The following is an 18209-nucleotide window of genomic DNA, read 5'->3' as shown; positions in this document are numbered from 1 at the left end:
ATTTTAATTACTTAGGGCATCATAGTATGATGGTGCCCTTTTGTTGGATATTTTCTTATGGCGGTTATTTTTTTAGAATCAAAAGACAATGCAAAAATCAAACATTTGCGTGGATTAATCGAACTTAGTAACGCCCGAAAAAAGCACCAACAAACAGTTCTTGAAGGTACGCATCTTTGTTTGGCTTGGTTACAACAGCAAAAAAAGATTTTTTCTTTATTTACTACAGAACAAGCATTAGAACACGAAGATTTAAAGAAAATAACAGAACTACATCAAGGCCATATCTTTGTTATTAGCGAAGTTTTATATAGAGATTTGAGCACATTAGGTACAAGCTTACCTTGTTTAGCGATTATTGATCTACCTAAAACTGCATCAACCATCGACTATAAAGCAGATACCTTAATTCTTGAAAATATTCAGGATCCAGGTAACGTAGGTACACTGCTACGTTCAGCAGCAGCAGCAAATATTAAACAAATCATTTGCACACAAGGCTCTGCATCACTTTGGTCACCACGAGTTTTAAGAGCAGGTATGGGCGCTCATTTTAGCTTGCATTGTTTTGAAAATTTCCAGCTGACAGATATCCTCCCAAAATTTCAAATCCCGGTTTTTGTTACTAGCTCTCATCGCTCAACCAGTCTTTATTCAAAAGACCTTTCTAAACCGTGTGTGTGGATTTTAGGAAATGAAGGACAAGGTGCTAGTGATTATGCATTAGATCACGCACAATCAGTGACTATTCCCCAACCAGGTGGACAAGAGTCATTAAATGTGGCAATTGCAGGGTCTATTTGTTTTTTTGAGATGGTCCGCCAGCGCCAATAAAACGTTAATTTATTTTACATCGCACATATTTGTGAAAAAAATCAATTACACTAGTAAAAAATAACCGATTGTTGTCAACCTCCCACCTCTTTTCAACGTTATATAAGAGATATATTGAAGATAAGGTGGGTATGTCCAATGACAGGATTTTCCATCTCCATGGATTTAGCACCGAAAAAGTCTCGATCGGAAACATCTAGTGCTCATGTAAGCACGGCTGAGCAACGCCTGAAAATTTTCATGCAAGATGTCACTGGTCGTGCTTTGGTAATGATGGAGAGTGCTACCCAAGGTCAACAAGGTATTGCGATGGATTTGGTTCAAGAAGCATTTATTGCTTTACACAAATCTTATGCCGATAAAAGTACTGAAGAATGGTATCCCCTGTTTTACACTATTTTGAATAACAAACTTCAGGATTGGCGCCGCAAAGAATCTCGTAGAGCAAATCCATTTTCATTCTTCAAAAAAGTTAGTCTGGATAATGATGACGACGAAGTTATCGATGTAGTTGATGAAAAAGCCATTAATCCTGCAGATTTTCTCGATCAAGCGGTAACCATCGAGGAAATTCGGGAAGCGATTGAAAAACTACCTGTTCGTCAACAACAGGCTTTTATGTTACGTGCGTGGGAAGGGTTTGACACCCATACAACAGCTCAGATCATGAACTGTACCGAAGGTAGTGTGAAAACCCATTATCACCGAGCAATTCAGGGACTTAGAGAATACTTGGCACATTTAAATCCCTTGGGAGGTTCTGATGAATCATGATGATTTCACTAAAAAGGTGACATCCAAACTTGATAGTTTGGCAGATCACCATAAAAATAAAACAGTGGTCATGAATCATGTGCTTGACCATATTCAACAAAAACCAGCCTCTTATTATAGTGTCTGGAAAATGACTGGTTTCGCACTTGCCGCAGCAATTACAGGTTTTGTAATTCTGCCTAACTCAGTCGAGATTGTGGATAAGCCACAAAATCAAGTGATCGTAAATCCTAAATTATCTCCACAAATGGTGGAAGATTTAGAGATGTTAATGGTGTTGGGTGAGGATAAAGTACAACATGGCAGCTAAAAAATTAGCGCTTATCCTGTGTTCATTAAGTTTCTTGCAAACAAGTTTTGCAGGTTTTGAACGCTTTTGGATTTTTTCTAAAGATGCCAATGCACAAGTCGATGACACATGGGATGCCCTTTCCGAAGAAGAGCAACGTGCAGTCATTAAGCGTTATCAGAGTTTAAAAGAACTACCAGCGAATCAAAGCACGAACTTACAGCAACGTATGGACTGGTTTACTCAACTACCTGAAGCTGAAAAACAAAAAATGCGTGAAGCATGGCAAAAAATGAGTACGCAAGAGCGAAAAGACTTACGTGAGCGGATGCTTAAAGCGAATGGTGAAGAAAGAACAGCAATTCGTGAAGAATACATGAATAAGTATTTGGAACACTAACTTCTTATTATTTAGCTATCAAAGGTAAGATACTAATCGCTCAATTATTTTGATTTCATTTCTTATAAAAAAGCCTCCGATTGGAGGCTTTTTTATATTCTTTAAGTTTATTTACGATAACGTCTATAAGCTACTAAACCCAGTAAAGAGGCTAAAGATAAAATCCCGAAGCTACCGCCACCGCCTCCACTATTACCACCTCCAGCAGTAGTATTACTACTCACTAAACTGATAGTACCAGCATTTGAAATTTTATTATCAGCATCATATACGTAATAAGTTAATGTATCATTGAAGTTATTAAAACTATTTTTAGCTTGAATATAAATATTACCACCATAACAAGTATTATCCTTATCTTCACCTGGGCAAGGGCCTTCTCTATCTGCCTTCACGACCGTAAAAATTCCATCTTTTGAGCTTTTACTTGGCAAATATATAGGCAAGTCTGCAAACTGGGGTTTATTAGGCTTTGTAATAAGTGTATTAGCTGGACCATCTCCATCATCATTTGCATATTTAAGTAAATTTAATGGAATTATTTCATTTGCTAAATACTGAAATACAACTTTACCATCACTTGCTACAGGTGCAACATTATCAAATCGTGCTTCTAAAAGACCAGATGATTGAATAGAACCATCTTTACTACTAACCGTATATTTACAATAATTGTAATCACCAGCTTGGGTAGTAATATCATCCGACCGATAGAATATAATTTGTTGTAAAGCATTATTCCATTCACAAAAAAGTTTATCGTCTTTTTTCGTGCTTGTAACTTTGTCGTCTATCAATCCTGTTCCAACAGATTCAAGATTAATATTATAGTCCGTACTATTAAAAAACTTTAGAAGATGACTACTATCTTCATTTGGCAAAGGCAAACCATTTGCCTTCAAATCAATATAGATCGCTCGATATTTTGCATTGGCCTTAGTTTGATCAAGAAGATTTTTATAATTTGCCAAATCTATTTTTAAGACATTCCACAAATATGAATAAAGTGGATTAGTGAGATTTTTTTCTACAGTATCATATTGGGTTTGATATCCCTCAAGTAAAGCGGTAAGAGATGTATTACCTAAACCTCTTAAATCACCTGCAGTTAACTTCATTAACTCTACTGAACCTATATCACAGCTATTACGAGCAATGTTATCGGGCTGATAATATAGTTTATTAGTTGGGAGTCGAGCTAAACCACGTTGATCTATATCAGCGCATATAGCTTTACCCTCAGGATCTACATCTATTAAATCTTCTTTTCCAGTAGCTACCAATGGAAAATAAAGTGGTAAAAAACCAGTTACTGCTGCAGCTTTTTCATGGCGCTCAAGTAAAGAGTTAAATGGAACACCTGAAATATCAATTGTCTTATTAGCTGACGAAAGTACCTCTGTTGGTAAATCACATTTATCAGTATTATTACTTAAATTGAGTGCATTAAAAGATAATCTAAGACCAGTGTTTTTTAAATCTGCTGCTGAGCCTGCTAAATATCGACAAGCATAACCAACTGGATTGTATCCAATTATATTAAAATTCAATTCTTTCCCACCTAAACTATCATATAGGAAAGTTGTATTTGCGTTATTTTCAACAATAGTATTATTTTGTAGTTTTAAACTACTTCCACCACTTAAAATAGTTGATGGATTTGTTGTATTACCAGGAATCGCATCTCCTGTAAATTTTAAAATAACCCCATTTACAGTGCTGGCAATATTTTGAGCAATTGTATTAATTGTAAAAGTAGCTTTCGGCTCGCCACAAAATTCAAATGTACTCGCAGAATTGCTTGAACCATTCTTGATAATACTTGAGGATGTAAGAGTAACCTCTCGTTTAGCATACTCAGTACCATTTTTACAACTCATAGCTAACACGCTACCAGTACTTGCTTGATTGCCTTGCAAGAGGGAATGAGTTATTGATAAATTTACTCCACTACCACCAAGAAAAACAGCTCCACCTTTTGGAGCTTGAGAGTTTAAAATTTGAGAATTTAATAATGTAACATTACCACCCGCATAAATAGCTCCACCTTGATTTAAAGCTATACCATTTTCTAAAATAATATTTTGCAAAAATAATGCTTTTTGATTTTCTGCTGTGTTAAATATACGCGACTTACCCGCAGCATTAATACGTGTTTTAAGTTCTGGTAAAGCAGGATAGTCATTTGTTAAAACATTCTTTTCTGACCAGATTTTATCCTCTTCACGTTCACCATAGCCATAAATAGAAATATTAGCATTGGGCACCAATTCTTTATTTAAAGTATAAGTTCCAGCTTTTAACTGAATTACCTGATCAGTATCAAGGCTAAATACAGTACATCCATAAGCGGATTTACGAGTTTCTGCGACTTTAATGGCTTCTCTTAATGAACATGCGTTTGTATTTTCACCATCTTCATCAGCAAAAGTTGTAACCTCAATTCTTTTATTTGTGGTATCAGCAAAAAGTGGCATATTTGCAAGCACAGCTAATGCTAATAATGCCTTTTTATAATTTTTCATAGTCTCATCCCTGATTATGACTTGAAACGGCGTAAAGCAATTAAACCTAATAAACTTAAAATAAAGGCTCCACCAACACTACCTCCACCACCTGTACTGACAGATTTGTCTTCAATTCCAGATAAAGGATCCTGAACAATTCTTGTCGGGATAGTGATATATTGAAACTCTACGCCTTCATTAAATCGAGACACACTCGTAACAACCTGAATGCTAAAAATATCCGCACCGTGCCAGTTCCCATTTGGTGTATAAATTACATTTCCATTTTGATCTAAAGTTATACTACCTTTAGAAACTGGGGTGTCTGTACTTTGTTTAATTCTAAGGCATCCTGGTTGCCATTCTTTTCCATCAGCCCGCTCTCCGAATAACCGTTTGCATGTAGCCGGAGTCACTAGATCTGCTTCACTTAGAGAACCAAGAATATTAAATTTTGCAACTTGGCCATATCTAATATCTTGACCTACTGAGGATATCTCAGTATCTAAAATATATTCAATCGCTCCAAGATCACATAGCTCATCATAACCACTACGTTTTTTTCCACGCTGATCAATAATTTCACAACTTGCTAAACCAACTGAAGTTCCATCACTATATAAACGACCTTTATTAATAATTAGAGAATCCGCTAAAGTATTATAACTCTCTAACAATCGAGGCTTGAAAAAGCCAAGAAAGCTATCTTTAGGGGTATTAAAAGGACAAAATAAGCCCTCTTTCGCTGTTACATCACATATCCCCTCATCTGTGCTACCTGCTATTAATTTTTCATTAGCGGGATAAAGAATATTAGGAAGCTTTGAAGTCGCGTTCCGGTTACATTCTGCGGTAACCAAATTACTTTGTATAATTGCTTTATCAGTAGTACTAGCCTGACAGTTGATCGTATTTCCAACTAAAACACTATTTGAAATAGATGCATTACCTTGTGGAGCATCTAGAAATAATCCTTTGTCATTTTTAATCATCGTAATGTTATTAACAAACATCCCATCTTGAATATTTGCAATAAAACCCACTTTATTATGAAAAAAAGTACTGTTACTCAGACCGGTAGAACGCTGGCTTAAATATCCCCCAGTACTTTCATCATCAAATTTATTTGCACTAAAGAAAAGTGATCCAGCTGCAGAACTAACTTCATTATCTCGAATCACAGACTGCGTGATCAAATACAAAGGCTGCTCACTATAAATTACCCCACCTTCTGTTGATTTATTATTTTGAATAAGAGTATTAGTAATAGTGACGAAACCGTAAGTCTGGCCACTTTTCGTGACCAATCCTCTATTATAAATTGCTCCCCCTTGAGCTGCGTATCCATCAATTAAACGAGAGTTTTGGATTTTCAATATTTCATGATTATCAATCAACCCACCAGTGACAGCTTTAAATTTTAAACCCGCACCTTGTAAATTAAGATCAGTTAGCGAAACAGAAATTGATGCTTTTTCAATACTCTCATCATCAATTTTAAATAACCGATCTGTACCAATCATTTTTATTGTAGCGTTATGCGAACCTGGTTGATCAGTATCAACTAATGTAGAATCATTTTTCGCAGTAGTAATTGTCAGAGGGGCCGTAATCTTTATTTGTTCTTTAAGTGTATACTCTTTATCTCTTTGCAAAATAATATTGTTTGAGTCACCACTAGTACAGCCACGATAACCATCTTTTACAGACGCAACAACCTTAGAATCACTTGAATTAAGTCTATTTAAAAGTTCAACGGCCTCACGTAATGAACAGACCGTGTTGTCGACGTCTTCATCAGTTGTAGTTGTGACTTGAATATCGGCAGAATAAGCGTGTCCAGCAGCAGCCAATAAAGCAAAAGCAATGCTCCGTTTGAGCATACCCATCTCCTTACATCTTTTTTCATTTTTCTTTGTCAATATTGCAAAATATCCGCTTTTGCAATCGCATCCTTTGTGCGTACTTTGTCACAGCAAGTAGAATTTCTCAAGACATTTTGGTCGGTCTGTCGAGTCATTTTTGAACTAGATTACAAAAAGCTTCGTAGTTCTAAAAAAGTTTTTTAAATACAAAAAAGTGGCGTATAAAAAAATTACAAGAAAATTTAGAAGATATAAATATAACTATTCTGAAATGAAAAAACGTATGTAGGGAAAGCCACTTTTTAATTGTATGAGTTTAATTTAAGCAAAACAGTAAACTTAAGCTAGAAGCTCTACTGTTGATACTCATCAATCAAAGCGTAAATTTGCCTTAAAGTTGCATTAGAAAGTTTTGTTTTTTCACCTTTAAGCAATTTTTCTAATTGAGCAACTGTTTGTAATAAGAGAGAAGCTTGATGAGGACCATGCAATAATAAGTAGTCAACAATTTGTTGATCAAAGTGGATACCACGTCTAGCCATTACAGATGTCACCAAGGCATAGCGGTCTGCATATAAACTTCCACTCGGCACTTTTACACTAACGGCTTGTGTAAGTCGTGACTGTAGATCTGGTAACTCCAGCTTTAATTCGATCGGCGCTACACGCGAAGAAAATATCAGTTGTCCTTCATGATTATTCATTAAATGAAAAACAGCTTTTTGCCAGTGAGGCACACCACTAATCGATTCAATATCATCCAAAGCAACAAGATCATAATGTTCTAAAGAGGTAATTGCCTCAATAGGTGCATCAAGCAGTTCAAGCAAAGATACTTTAATAGCAGACTTACCTATTTCTAAATAAGAATCACAAATTGCGGAAAGCAAATGGCTCTTGCCCGTTCCTGCTCCACCATAGATATAGAATCTACTCACCAGACCAGCATGTAGTTGCCGCACGGCATCGACTACATGCCCCCAACCCGGTCCCGAAAAATCACTGATTCGGGCATCAAGTTGAGGTTCTATATCCAGTTGGAGTTGACGCATATATTGAATTAACCTTGAAATTATTTCTGGTTAGGGGATTTTAGTTCATCTGTATCTTGCTGTGTTTTAACTTCAAGATCAAGCTTAGTACTTTCAGTTTCCACATGAATTTGCTCAATATCGCCATGTTGGATCACTAATGTAGAAGGTGGCGCATAAAGTGAGCTTCTTTCATAGTTCTCTCTTAAATGCTTTAACAACACTACAATAACAGCAGCAACAGGCAATGCAATTAACATTCCCAAGAAACCTGCAAGCTGTGCACCTGCCAATACTGCAAAAACAACTGCTACAGGAGATAAACCAATTTTATCTCCCAGTAGGAATGGCTGTAGGATATAGCCTTCTACAGCTTGGCCAACCATAAAAACTACGCCAACGAGTAATAAATGCACCCAATCTAAGCCGAACTGAAACAAGCTGGCGATAACAGCGGCAATAATACCTACTCCAAATCCTAAATAAGGAATAATACTGGCAAGCCCAGCCACCATACCAATAATCAGGCCAACCTCTAAACCAATGAGCTGCAAACCAACCGCATATACTATGCCGAGTAATAGCATGACCAGAAACTGACCTTTAACAAATGCCCCTAAAACACTATGACATTCGCCAACGATTTGTAAGGTAGTAGCTTCATATGGACGTGGGATAAGACGACGTAAGTTTTGTAACATACGCTCCCAATCGAGCAAGAAATAGAAAGCAATAATTGGAATTAAAACAACTGTTCCACCAATCTGAATAAAATTCAGTCCAGATTGAGCTAGTTTTAATAATACTGCCTGAATGCTGTCTGCACTATAGTTTGTCTGAACATATTCCATAACAGCTTTAGACAACTGCTCTGTATCAATTTCCATTTGCTGGACATTAAATGTCGAAGATACCCAAGGTAGAAAGGTAGCATTAATCCAATGAATACCGGCTGGAATGCTATCTCGGGCATAAACTAATTGTTTCCAGATAAGTGGAACCAAATACCAAAGTGCAATAGTTAAAGTTATGCCTATTCCAACGAATACCAAGCTAATTGCTAACCAGCGAGGCAATTTCATTTTTACCAGAACATCAACAAGTGGACTGAATAAATAAGCCAGGAAAAAAGCACCGATAAAAGGAATGACTACAGGCTTGAGCAAGTACAACACCCATACCAGCAATACAATACCTGCGAGTAAAAAAATACGGCGCAGTATACGATCTTGCATAAAATCTAGCCTTTTTTGATTTAATCGTTATAAATGAAAAAATATTTTTATTAAAGATAGCATTTTCGAGCATAAATAACATAAGAGTTTCGTATATTCAGGTTATAATCTGCCGCCAATGCGGAGACTTCATTTATGAGCAACTCAACTTCTACCCCAAATACCGGTTTAAGCTACAAAGATGCGGGTGTCGACATTGAAGCGGGCGACGCACTGGTCGATCGTATCAAGTCAGTCGCTAAACGTACAAGTCGTCCTGAAGTAATGGGCGGTCTTGGTGGCTTTGGTGCACTATGCAAAATTCCTAAAGGTTATGAAGAACCTGTTTTAGTTTCTGGAACCGATGGTGTAGGAACTAAATTACGTTTGGCACTTAATCTCAATCGTCATGACACAATCGGCCAAGACCTTGTGGCTATGTGTGTAAATGACCTTTTAGTTTGTGGTGCAGAACCATTATTCTTCCTAGATTACTATGCGACTGGTCACTTAAATGTTGACGTTGCTGCAAATGTTGTTACTGGTATTGGTAAAGGTTGTGAGCTTGCAGGTTGCGCACTTGTAGGTGGTGAAACCGCAGAAATGCCAGGCATGTACGAAGGTGAAGATTACGATCTTGCTGGTTTTGCTGTTGGTGTTGTTGAGCAAAGCAAAATTATTGATGGCTCTAAAGTAAAGTCTGGTGACGTACTTATTGGTGTTGCATCAAGTGGTGCTCACTCTAATGGTTACTCATTACTACGTAAAATTTTAGACGTTAAAAACGTTGATTTAACTCAAACAATTGATGGTCGTCCTCTTGCTGATGTCGCAATGGAACCAACTCGTATTTATGTAAAACCAGTTCTTGAACTCTGCAAACAAGTTGATGTTCATGCTATGGCCCACATCACTGGTGGTGGTTTACCAGGTAACTTACCTCGTGTGTTACCAAATGGTGCTCAAGCGGTTATTGATGAATCTTCTTGGGAATGGCCTGAATTGTTCCAACTTCTACAACGCGAAGGCAATGTAGAACGCTTTGAAATGTACCGTACTTTTAACTGTGGCGTAGGTATGGTTATTGCTGTTGATGCAAATGATGCTGAAAAAGCAATTGAAGTGCTTAATGCTCAAGGCGAAAAAGCTTGGAAAATTGGACAAATCCAAGAAAATGCCGAGTCAGTGGAAGGTGCAGACGAAAAAATCCGTGTGATCTTTGCATGATAAAAATTGCTGTTCTAGTCTCTGGGAACGGCAGTAATTTACAAGCCTTGATAGATGCAAATCTATCAGGGCAAATTGTAGGTGTACTGTCTAATAAAGCAGATGCTTATGCCTTAGAGCGTGCTGAAAAAGCTAATATTGCTACCGCTGTTATCTCCCATAAAGACTTTCCAACTCGTGAAGTGTTTGATGAAGCAATGCATCAGCAACTCTTAGCTTGGGAAGTAGATGTGGTTATTTTAGCTGGCTTCATGCGCATTTTAACTCCCTCCTTTGTCAACAAATGGCAAGGGAAAATGCTAAACATACATCCCTCGCTTCTGCCTGCTTACAAAGGTGTGAATACTCATCAACGTGTTTTAAACACAGGTGACCGTTTACATGGTTGTACCGTGCACTTTGTAACTGCTGAACTGGATTCTGGTCAATCTATTGCCCAGTCAGCTATTTCAGTTAAAGAACATGATACTGTCGACTCATTGGCAGATCGAGTACACACACTTGAGCACTTTATCTACCCACAAGTTGCAGAGTGGCTGTGTAACGGTCAACTTACATGGAAAGATGGACAAGCCTACTTCCGTAATCAAGTTCTAAAAGACCCTATTCGTTTTGCAAGCTGGTAAAATATTTTACTAACAAACAAAAAATAAAAAAGGACATGCTAGCATGTCCTTTTTTATTCACTTAAAAATCAATTTAGTTAGTGGCTGATCAATTTCTTTATAGAATTTACTGTATCAGTAGGATGTTCTAGAGGAAACATATGTCCCCCCTCAACTACAGTAAATGGAATTCCCATTTTTCGCTTTGCCATTTGAGGAAAGCCTCTTTTTAAGAAATCACTCTCTTTCCCTACAACTAAATGCACAGGCATCTTAGGTTTTGGCATAGGTAGCCACCACCAAGAAGGATTCTTACGGAAAATTGCAACTTCATCTTCACGAGAAATCGTTAAAGTTACTCCACCACGAACTGGATCTTCTTTCAAAGCATAATCAATATAAGCTTGGAAACAATCTTCATCAAAATTTTTATAGAATCCCTTAGGACGCAGTAATTCAGCCGCTTGCTCTCTCGATTCCCAATGTTCACGACGACGTGCAGATAAACCTGCTGGTGTCATCGCATCAACCAATTTAGGGCGAAATAATTTTGCCATATGAAAAGCAAACGAATATCGCCCTAAAATCAGAGGCGGATCTAACATAATCACTTGAGAGAAAAGTTCAGGACGTCGAAAAGATGCCATCAATGTTAGAACGGAACCAAGAGAATGACCTAGCCCAATAACTTTACGTCCTTTCGCTTGACGCACAATACTATCAATAACCTGATCAACCAAAGCAGGCCAATGATTCGTCACAGGATAGCGCTTATCAGGACCAATCAAGGGAACATAAATGACGTCATATTCCCCTTTCAATTGGTCAAACAATTTTTGATACACTTTTGATGGTACGCCATTGGCATGAGCAAAGTGTATAACTGGTTTTGTTGACATACCGCTATCCTAAACAGATTTATTGTAATTTTGCGCTTTGACGAGTCTGCACTTCTTGAGCAATAGATTCACTTACCCCTTGCCCGATTTGTGCACCCATACGACCCAAAATAGATTCTAGTGGGTTACGCTCAATTGTGTAGTCAACTTTATTATCAAGGTTTAGTTCGCGCATCAAGCTCGTAATATTACCTGAACGGTCAGCAACACCTAATTGAATTGCTTGATCGCCAGTCCAGAATAAACCAGAAAAAATAGCTGGATCATTCGATTTCAAGCGCTTGCCACGCCCTTCTTTAACTGCAGTGATAAAGTGAGTATGAACATTATCAAGAACAGATTGAATATGCTGCTTCTGAGCTGGATCAATCGGTTTTGTCATACTTAAAATGTCTTTATTCGTTCCTGCTGTTAAAGTGCGATCTTCAATACCGAGCTTTTGAGCTAAACCAGTAATCCCATAGTTAGGCATGATGACACCAATTGAACCCACTAAACTTGATGGATTGACAATAATCTCATCTGCAGCAGAAGCAATATAGTACGCACCCGATGCACCCATATCACCAATAACGGCATAGACTTTCTTATCAGGATGTTGTTTTTTCAAATATCGAATTTCCTGCCAGATTTCATCAGACTGAACTGGAGAACCGCCAGGTGAGTTAATATTTAGTGCAACAGCTTTACTATTTGAGGCCTCAAAAGCGCGTTTGAGTGCTTTATTCGTATCTTCACTATTCACAGCTTGATTGCTTGAAGCATCAATCGTTCCAACAATATCCACCACTGCTAAATGGGCACTACTGCTACTTACTGCTGATCCATCTTTGCTGGTTGAACAGCCTTTGCCCATTAATACGATAATGAACAGTAAATAAATAAAAGTTAATGTTTTAAAGAAGATACCCCAACGGCGACTACGGCGTTGCTCTTCTACTGAAGCAAGTACAGCCTTCTCGAGAATTTGCCATTCTGGTCCATTTTGTTTAGGGATTATAGGTTCATTTTGTGGTTTTGGTGGCCAATCGGACATAAAATTCCAATCCAAATCAATCTAAAATGATGTCATTATATACGTTGATTTGATAAAAACTGTCTAAATAATATGATTTCATTTATAATATTTTTATCTTTTTTTACTTGTTGCCTCCTTTTTACCGCGATAGATGACCAAACTAGATGTAAAAAGCATGAACTATTATTTACTCAAAACTTTTAGCCGCCAACCAATTCAATTTGGACGTTTTATTGCCCGCACGTTGGCAGGATTAGTCAATACTTTAAAAATTACTAGAACCTCAAAGAGTATTGAACTTAACTTACAAATCGCACTTCCTCATTTAACGCCACAACAACGCATAGACATTACACAACAAGCTATTCGTAACGAGTTAACCTCATATTTTGAATTTTTAAGTATCTGGGGCTCATCAAATAGTAAGAATATTTCAAGAATTCATCATATTGAAGGTGAACATTACTTTCATGAAGCACTAGCGGCAAAAAAAGGTGTGGTTTTAATTGTTCCACATTTTGGCACATGGGAAATCATGAATGCATGGTGTGCACAGTTCACCTCAATGACAATTTTATATAAACCTGTAAAAAATGTAGATGCAGACCGTTTTGTTCGAGAAGCACGTAGTCGTGAACAAGCTAACTTGGTTCCTACCGATGAAACTGGTGTTCGACAAATTTTTAAAGCATTAAAACAAGGTGAAACCACTGTAATTTTACCTGACCATACACCAAATGTTGGTGGTGACATGATTAATTATTTTGGTGTTCCACTTGCCTCCAGTAATTTAAGTGCCAAGCTTATCCAGAAAACAAAAGCTAAAGCTTTATTCCTTTATGCAATTCGTAATGAAAATGATGGTTTTACGATGCATATCGAGCCTATGGATGAGAGGATTTATGAAGGTACAGCAGATGACGGAACGTATGTCATCCATCAAGCAATTGAACAACTAATTCATCAATATCCAGAGCACTACCACTGGAGTTATAAACGTTTTAAAGCAAATCCTGCTTTAGATAATATTTACAATATTGATCCGACTGAAGCACTTCAAATTGTAGATAAGCTTAAAGCAGAAGCTTCACAAATTCCTGTGAAGCCAGGTACGTTCGAAACGTCGAGTATATAAAACTATCTCATGATTGCGAGATACAAAGCTTAATGTTCCTTGTTCAACTGTACTTTTAAACGGAATATTAAGTGCTTGTACTCTCGCTAACACTTCTTTACTTGGATGACCGTATCGATTATTAAAGCCAGTAGAGGCAACAACAAGCTTTGGTTTTAGAGTCGCTAAAAAGTCATAAGCCGAACTATGTTTACTCCCATGATGACCTAATACCAGAACATCTACCTTTAAATCAGGATATTCTTTCATGAGTTGATATTCTGCTTCCCACCCTGCGTCACCCATGATTAAATAATTTTGATAGCCATTTATCTGTTTTAAATGAATATAAACCACACAAGAATATTGATTTTGATTAGAAGGAACTAAGTTTAAATCATTTTCTTTAGGCCAAAGGATTTCAATATCTAACTGTGGATATTGCCATTTTTGCCCTTGATGGCAATAAGTAAATGGCTCTTTAATTTGCTCTGTCCATCGTTCATTTGATATGACTTGTTTAATAGGAAAAGCCTGAGCGATAGAAGGAAATGCTCCGCTATGATCTTGATCGAGATGAGACAGTACGACGTGATCCAGTTGTTTAATTCCCTTTTGACGTAAATATGGAATCACGACATTTTGACCAATACTAAAGGCTTTCTCATCATAAGACCCACCCGTATCGATGAGCCATGTCTGCTGCGGGTGTTGCAAGAAAATAGCTTGTCCCTGTCCCACATCTATAATATTTAATTGAATTTGCTGGGATGACTTATCTGGAATGATCAAGGGTAAACAGCATATTAGTCCCCAAGATTTTGGTAAAACTCCACGCGGTAAAAATAAGATAATAATAACGAAGCTAAGGCAAACTAAATCAAGTGATGTCAGACTAAAGCCTTGTAATGGTAGAGATAATTTCTCTAAAAGATTAAAACACGTCAGTACTATACTAATCAGGACATCATTAATTTGAAAAAGTAAATTTCCGAATGGGTTAAAAATAAGCCATACACAAGCAGCAAAAATGTTTAAAGGAACAATCACACCTCCGAGTAAAGGAACTGCAATAATATTTGTAAAAGGGGCAACCCATGAAATCTGTTGGAAGAAAATCAGCATTAAAGGACATAAAGCAATAAATATTTTGCCTTGAGATTCAATTAAAATTTTACTGAAAAGAATGATTCTAGATAACAGATTAGTTAAAACAAGATTTGGAGCCTGCTCTATAGTTTGATAAATCCGTAATAAAATAAAGCAAGAACCATAAGAGAGCCAAAATCCTGCCGATAAAACACTAAAAGGATCGCAAAATAAAAGCAGACTTGCACTGTAAACCAAGAGTGAAAATGGCTTAACAGACAGTTTAATTAATAACAAAGAAGCAAATAAAAATACTGAAAGTAAAGTTCGTAAGGCGGGAATTTCAAAACCAACAAATGCCGTATAAATCAAAACACCGAAACATAATGGAATCATCGCCCAAATTTGTTTAGGTTGATGCAAATAAAGCTGCGGATAATATCGTCGTACTAATTGATGTAATCCCCAAGAGAACATGATGGCAAAAATGAGTACATGAGGCCCTGAAATGGCCAACAAATGAGAGATTCCTAATTCCTTAAATTGATTTTTAATCTCATCATTTAAAAGACTTTCATCCCCTGTTAATAAAGCTAATAACAGTCCTTTATTTTGTAAAGGAGATTGTTTTAACATTAATCTAAATGTCAGACGCAATTTTTCTATATTTAATTTTTGTCTGTTAAAGAATTTTTGTTGCTCTTTTAAATGCTGTTGATAACCCAACTGATAAACTTCATCAGAGCTTAAAGGCTCAATATGCTGAACACTAAAACCAGACATTATATTTCGTTGAATGAACCATTGTTCTTGGTCGAAAACACCGGCCACTGCGTAACTATGAGCAGGTTTGGTTTTGCCAGAAATTCGATAATAATGGCCTAATTGTAATTTTGATTCATCTAACGCTGAGTTTACTTTTTGATTTTTTAAATATAAAAGCCAATTGACGGGATGTAAGGACTGCCCTAGTACCTGAACGGGTTGCTGCGTCTTATCTTCTTTTTCTTCACTTATACGATCTACATACACAACAATATCTAAAGATTTAGGCTGCATTTGTCGCAGTTGTAATCTTTCATTTAAGGTATGCTGAGCATATTGATGTCCTATAGTAAAAAAACTAATAGCACAGACTAGACAGTAAATGGCTTTTAATATGGGGCGATTTAAGAAAATATTTCTCTTAAAAATATAAAAAATAAAGCCCATAACAAGCAAGACTTTACCTACCCACCCATATTGCATTATTAAAGGGATATCTCTCCCCATAAATGCAATACCCCCAATCCACCCCATTAAAATAAGTTTTAACATTTAAAGTCATATCATTATCTTTTTAGGGGCAAAATTAAAGCCCAACTCAGTGGGCTTTAACAATGTGATTTAATGACAATTTTTTAAGAACTACTCACCCAGAGTCCATCTTGCATGTGCAAAATAGAATCAGCAGCCTGAGCTAAATGCTCATCATGGGTCACAATTAACATTGCCATGTTAAGTTCTTTCTTAAGATCGGTCAGTAATTCAAAAATACCTAGAGCTGTTTTACGGTCTAAATTACCTGTAGGTTCATCAGCCAGAACAACCGCAGGTTTAGTGACTAAAGCACGCGCTAACGCCACACGTTGGCGCTCACCACCTGAAAGCTCACCTGGCTTATGATCCATACGATGAGATAACCCAACTCGATCAAGTAAATATTCAGCTTGCGCTTTTACCGATTTAAATTGGCTATCTGCACGAAGCATTAAAGGCATCGCGACATTTTCAAGAGCAGAAAACTCAGGTAATAAATGGTGAAATTGATAAACAAAACCGAGGTATTGGTTACGCTGAAAACCACGTTCAGCTTCGCCTAAATTATCAAAACGCTGACCATTTAAAAATACTTGCCCTTGAGTTGGCTGCTCTAAACCACCTAGCACATGGAGCAAAGTGCTTTTACCTGAACCACTCGCACCGACAATAGAAACAAACTGCCCTGCTTCAACTTGTAAAGAAAGACCTTTAATGACTTCAACTTTAGATTTACCGTCATCAAAATGTTTATATATTTCTTTCGCTTCTAGAACAATTTTACTCATAGCGCAGTGCCTCAGCAGGTTGAACTTTGGCAGCACGAAGTGCCGGATAAATAGTCGCCAAGAAGCTTAAAAGTAAAGAAACAATCACAATAATCGTCACATCTTGCCATCTTAAATAAGAAGGAAGGTAATGTACAAAGTAAGCATCAAATAGATTTAAGCCCAACACATTGTTAAACCATGAAATGATATCGCTAATGGTTAAAGCTAAAATTACACCTAAAACCGTACCTGCAACTGTACCAATCACCCCAATCACGGTGCCTTGCACCATAAATATTTTAGTAATCATGGATGGCGAAGCGCCTAATGTACGCAAAATTGCGATATCAGATTTTTTATCAGTCACCACCATGACCAATGATGAAACAATATTAAATGCTGCAACCACAATAATAAGGACAAGCAATAAACCGACTAGAGTTTTTTCCATTTGGATGGCATTAAATAAATTACCATGCGTATAGGTCCAGTTCGTCGCGTAGAAATTGCTTGGTAAACTTTTGACTAAGTCATCAGCAACTTGTGGCGCTGCAAAAATATCATCTAGTTTTAAACGGACACCTTGGGCACCATCTGGTAAGCGTAATAAGGTTGAAGCATCGTATAGGGCGATATAACCCACCATAGAGTCGACTTCAGCGCCTACACTAAAAATACCAACCACCTTAAAACGCTTGAAACGAGGTACAACACCTGCTGGAGACGGTGTTGCTTCTGGTAAAACCAATGTCACACTATCATTTAGACGTAAGCCCAATGAATCAGCCATATCTTTACCAAGCACAATACCAAATTCACCTTTTTTAAGTGAATCTAAACTCCCGGCAACAATATGATTTTGAATAATAGAAACATTCTTTTCATATTTTGGGTCAATACCCGTCACCATAATACCAGCGACTTGCCCCTGCGCAGTTAACATACCTTGCAATTGCGTAAAAGGTGCAACCCCTGTTACATGTGGATGATGTTCAACTCGTTTTACCAGTTCAGGCCAATCCGTGAGGATTTGTGTAGATGAAACTGTTGCTTGCGGCACCATTCCTAACACACGGTTTTTCAATTCGCGATCGAAACCGTTCATGACAGAAAGTACTGTAATCAGCACAGCGACACCTAGTGTCAAACCGACCATCGAAACCAATGCAATAAAAGAAATAAAATGATTACTGCGTCTTGCGCGAGTATATCTCAACCCTATATACAGTGAGATTGGTTTAAACATACCTTCTAAATCCAAGGTCATTGATGGA

At 37.2% G+C, this 18209-nt stretch carries 16 protein-coding genes; 7 read left to right on the top strand and 9 right to left on the bottom strand.

The features are described from left to right. Window positions 1-57 precede the first annotated feature (57 nt). The 4 genes from KTJ10_RS04410 (at window position 58) to KTJ10_RS04395 (ending at window position 2297) form a co-directional block, all read left to right on the top strand. Window positions 58-834: a TrmH family RNA methyltransferase gene (locus tag KTJ10_RS04410; protein WP_086265466.1), complete on the top strand. Its 777-nt coding sequence runs from the start codon at window positions 58-60 to the stop codon at window positions 832-834. A 159-nt stretch (window positions 835-993) separates the two neighbouring features. Beyond that, a complete protein-coding gene (locus KTJ10_RS04405) occupies window positions 994-1608 on the top strand; it encodes an RNA polymerase sigma factor (RefSeq protein ID WP_262441567.1) in 615 nt (204 codons plus the stop codon). Then, window positions 1598-1918 carry a hypothetical protein gene (locus KTJ10_RS04400; RefSeq protein ID WP_002118556.1) on the top strand — a complete coding sequence of 107 codons (321 nt, stop codon included), beginning with the start codon at window positions 1598-1600 and terminating at the stop codon, window positions 1916-1918. The genes KTJ10_RS04405 and KTJ10_RS04400 overlap by 11 nt, the downstream gene beginning before the upstream one ends. After that, window positions 1908-2297, top strand: a complete 390-nt coding sequence (locus KTJ10_RS04395; RefSeq protein WP_002118619.1) for a DUF3106 domain-containing protein — start codon at window positions 1908-1910, stop codon at window positions 2295-2297. Before KTJ10_RS04400 ends, KTJ10_RS04395 begins: the two co-directional genes overlap by 11 nt. Before the next feature lie 107 nt (window positions 2298-2404). Here KTJ10_RS04395 and KTJ10_RS04390 read toward each other — a convergent pair whose 3' ends face one another. From KTJ10_RS04390 to cxpE, 4 genes are all read right to left on the bottom strand, one after another. After that, window positions 2405-4822 (bottom strand): CSLREA domain-containing protein, encoded by a 2418-nt coding sequence (locus KTJ10_RS04390; RefSeq protein WP_199975754.1) that lies wholly within the window; start codon window positions 4820-4822, stop codon window positions 2405-2407. 14 nt (window positions 4823-4836) lie between these two features. After that, entirely contained in the window at window positions 4837-6687 is a 1851-nt protein-coding gene (rbtA, locus tag KTJ10_RS04385) for a rhombotarget A (RefSeq protein ID WP_199975753.1), read from the bottom strand. A 335-nt stretch (window positions 6688-7022) separates the two neighbouring features. After that, window positions 7023-7721, bottom strand: a complete 699-nt coding sequence (gene hda, locus KTJ10_RS04380) for a DnaA regulatory inactivator Hda (protein WP_086265471.1) — start codon at window positions 7719-7721, stop codon at window positions 7023-7025. A 20-nt stretch (window positions 7722-7741) separates the two neighbouring features. Further along, entirely contained in the window at window positions 7742-8935 is a 1194-nt protein-coding gene (gene cxpE / locus KTJ10_RS04375) for a chloramphenicol efflux transporter CxpE (RefSeq protein WP_086265472.1), read from the bottom strand. 135 nt (window positions 8936-9070) lie between these two features. Between cxpE and purM the strand changes: the two genes are divergently transcribed. Next, the gene (gene purM, locus KTJ10_RS04370) at window positions 9071-10141 is read left to right on the top strand and encodes a phosphoribosylformylglycinamidine cyclo-ligase (RefSeq protein ID WP_170249546.1); all 1071 of its coding nucleotides are present in this window, start codon (window positions 9071-9073) and stop codon (window positions 10139-10141) included. Then, entirely contained in the window at window positions 10138-10767 is a 630-nt protein-coding gene (gene purN / locus KTJ10_RS04365; protein ID WP_086265474.1) for a phosphoribosylglycinamide formyltransferase, read from the top strand. The genes purM and purN overlap by 4 nt, the downstream gene beginning before the upstream one ends. Window positions 10768-10844: 77 nt before the next feature. Here the strand turns inward: purN and KTJ10_RS04360 are convergent, their stop codons facing one another. Together KTJ10_RS04360 and sppA are read right to left on the bottom strand one after the other, a co-directional pair. Then, complete coding sequence (locus tag KTJ10_RS04360) at window positions 10845-11645, bottom strand: alpha/beta fold hydrolase (protein WP_086265475.1); 801 nt, start codon at window positions 11643-11645, stop codon at window positions 10845-10847. A gap of 19 nt (window positions 11646-11664) precedes the next feature. Next, window positions 11665-12681 (bottom strand): signal peptide peptidase SppA, encoded by a 1017-nt coding sequence (gene sppA / locus KTJ10_RS04355; RefSeq protein WP_086265476.1) that lies wholly within the window; start codon window positions 12679-12681, stop codon window positions 11665-11667. 133 nt (window positions 12682-12814) lie between these two features. Here sppA and KTJ10_RS04350 point away from each other — a divergent pair, with 133 nt between their 5' ends. Beyond that, complete coding sequence (locus KTJ10_RS04350) at window positions 12815-13798, top strand: lysophospholipid acyltransferase family protein (RefSeq protein ID WP_262441446.1); 984 nt, start codon at window positions 12815-12817, stop codon at window positions 13796-13798. Here KTJ10_RS04350 and KTJ10_RS04345 read toward each other — a convergent pair. The 3 genes from KTJ10_RS04345 to KTJ10_RS04335 form a co-directional block, all read right to left on the bottom strand. Beyond that, window positions 13751-16183 (bottom strand): DNA internalization-related competence protein ComEC/Rec2, encoded by a 2433-nt coding sequence (locus KTJ10_RS04345; protein ID WP_262441445.1) that lies wholly within the window; start codon window positions 16181-16183, stop codon window positions 13751-13753. The genes KTJ10_RS04350 and KTJ10_RS04345 overlap by 48 nt on opposite strands. 83 nt (window positions 16184-16266) lie before the next feature. Continuing rightward, window positions 16267-16953, bottom strand: coding sequence for a lipoprotein-releasing ABC transporter ATP-binding protein LolD (gene lolD, locus KTJ10_RS04340; RefSeq protein WP_086265479.1), 687 nt, complete (start codon window positions 16951-16953; stop codon window positions 16267-16269). Further along, window positions 16946-18181 carry a lipoprotein-releasing ABC transporter permease subunit gene (locus KTJ10_RS04335; protein ID WP_004790618.1) on the bottom strand — a complete coding sequence of 412 codons (1236 nt, stop codon included), beginning with the start codon at window positions 18179-18181 and terminating at the stop codon, window positions 16946-16948. Before KTJ10_RS04335 ends, lolD begins: the two co-directional genes overlap by 8 nt. Window positions 18182-18209 lie beyond the last annotated feature (28 nt).

This window comes from Acinetobacter sp. WU_MDCI_Abxc222, from assembly GCF_025514755.1.
In the GTDB taxonomy this organism is placed as follows: Bacteria; Pseudomonadota; Gammaproteobacteria; order Pseudomonadales; family Moraxellaceae; genus Acinetobacter; species Acinetobacter geminorum.
The sequence above is the reverse complement of the archived record's forward strand: the minus strand, read 5'-3'. Positions and strand labels throughout refer to the sequence as shown.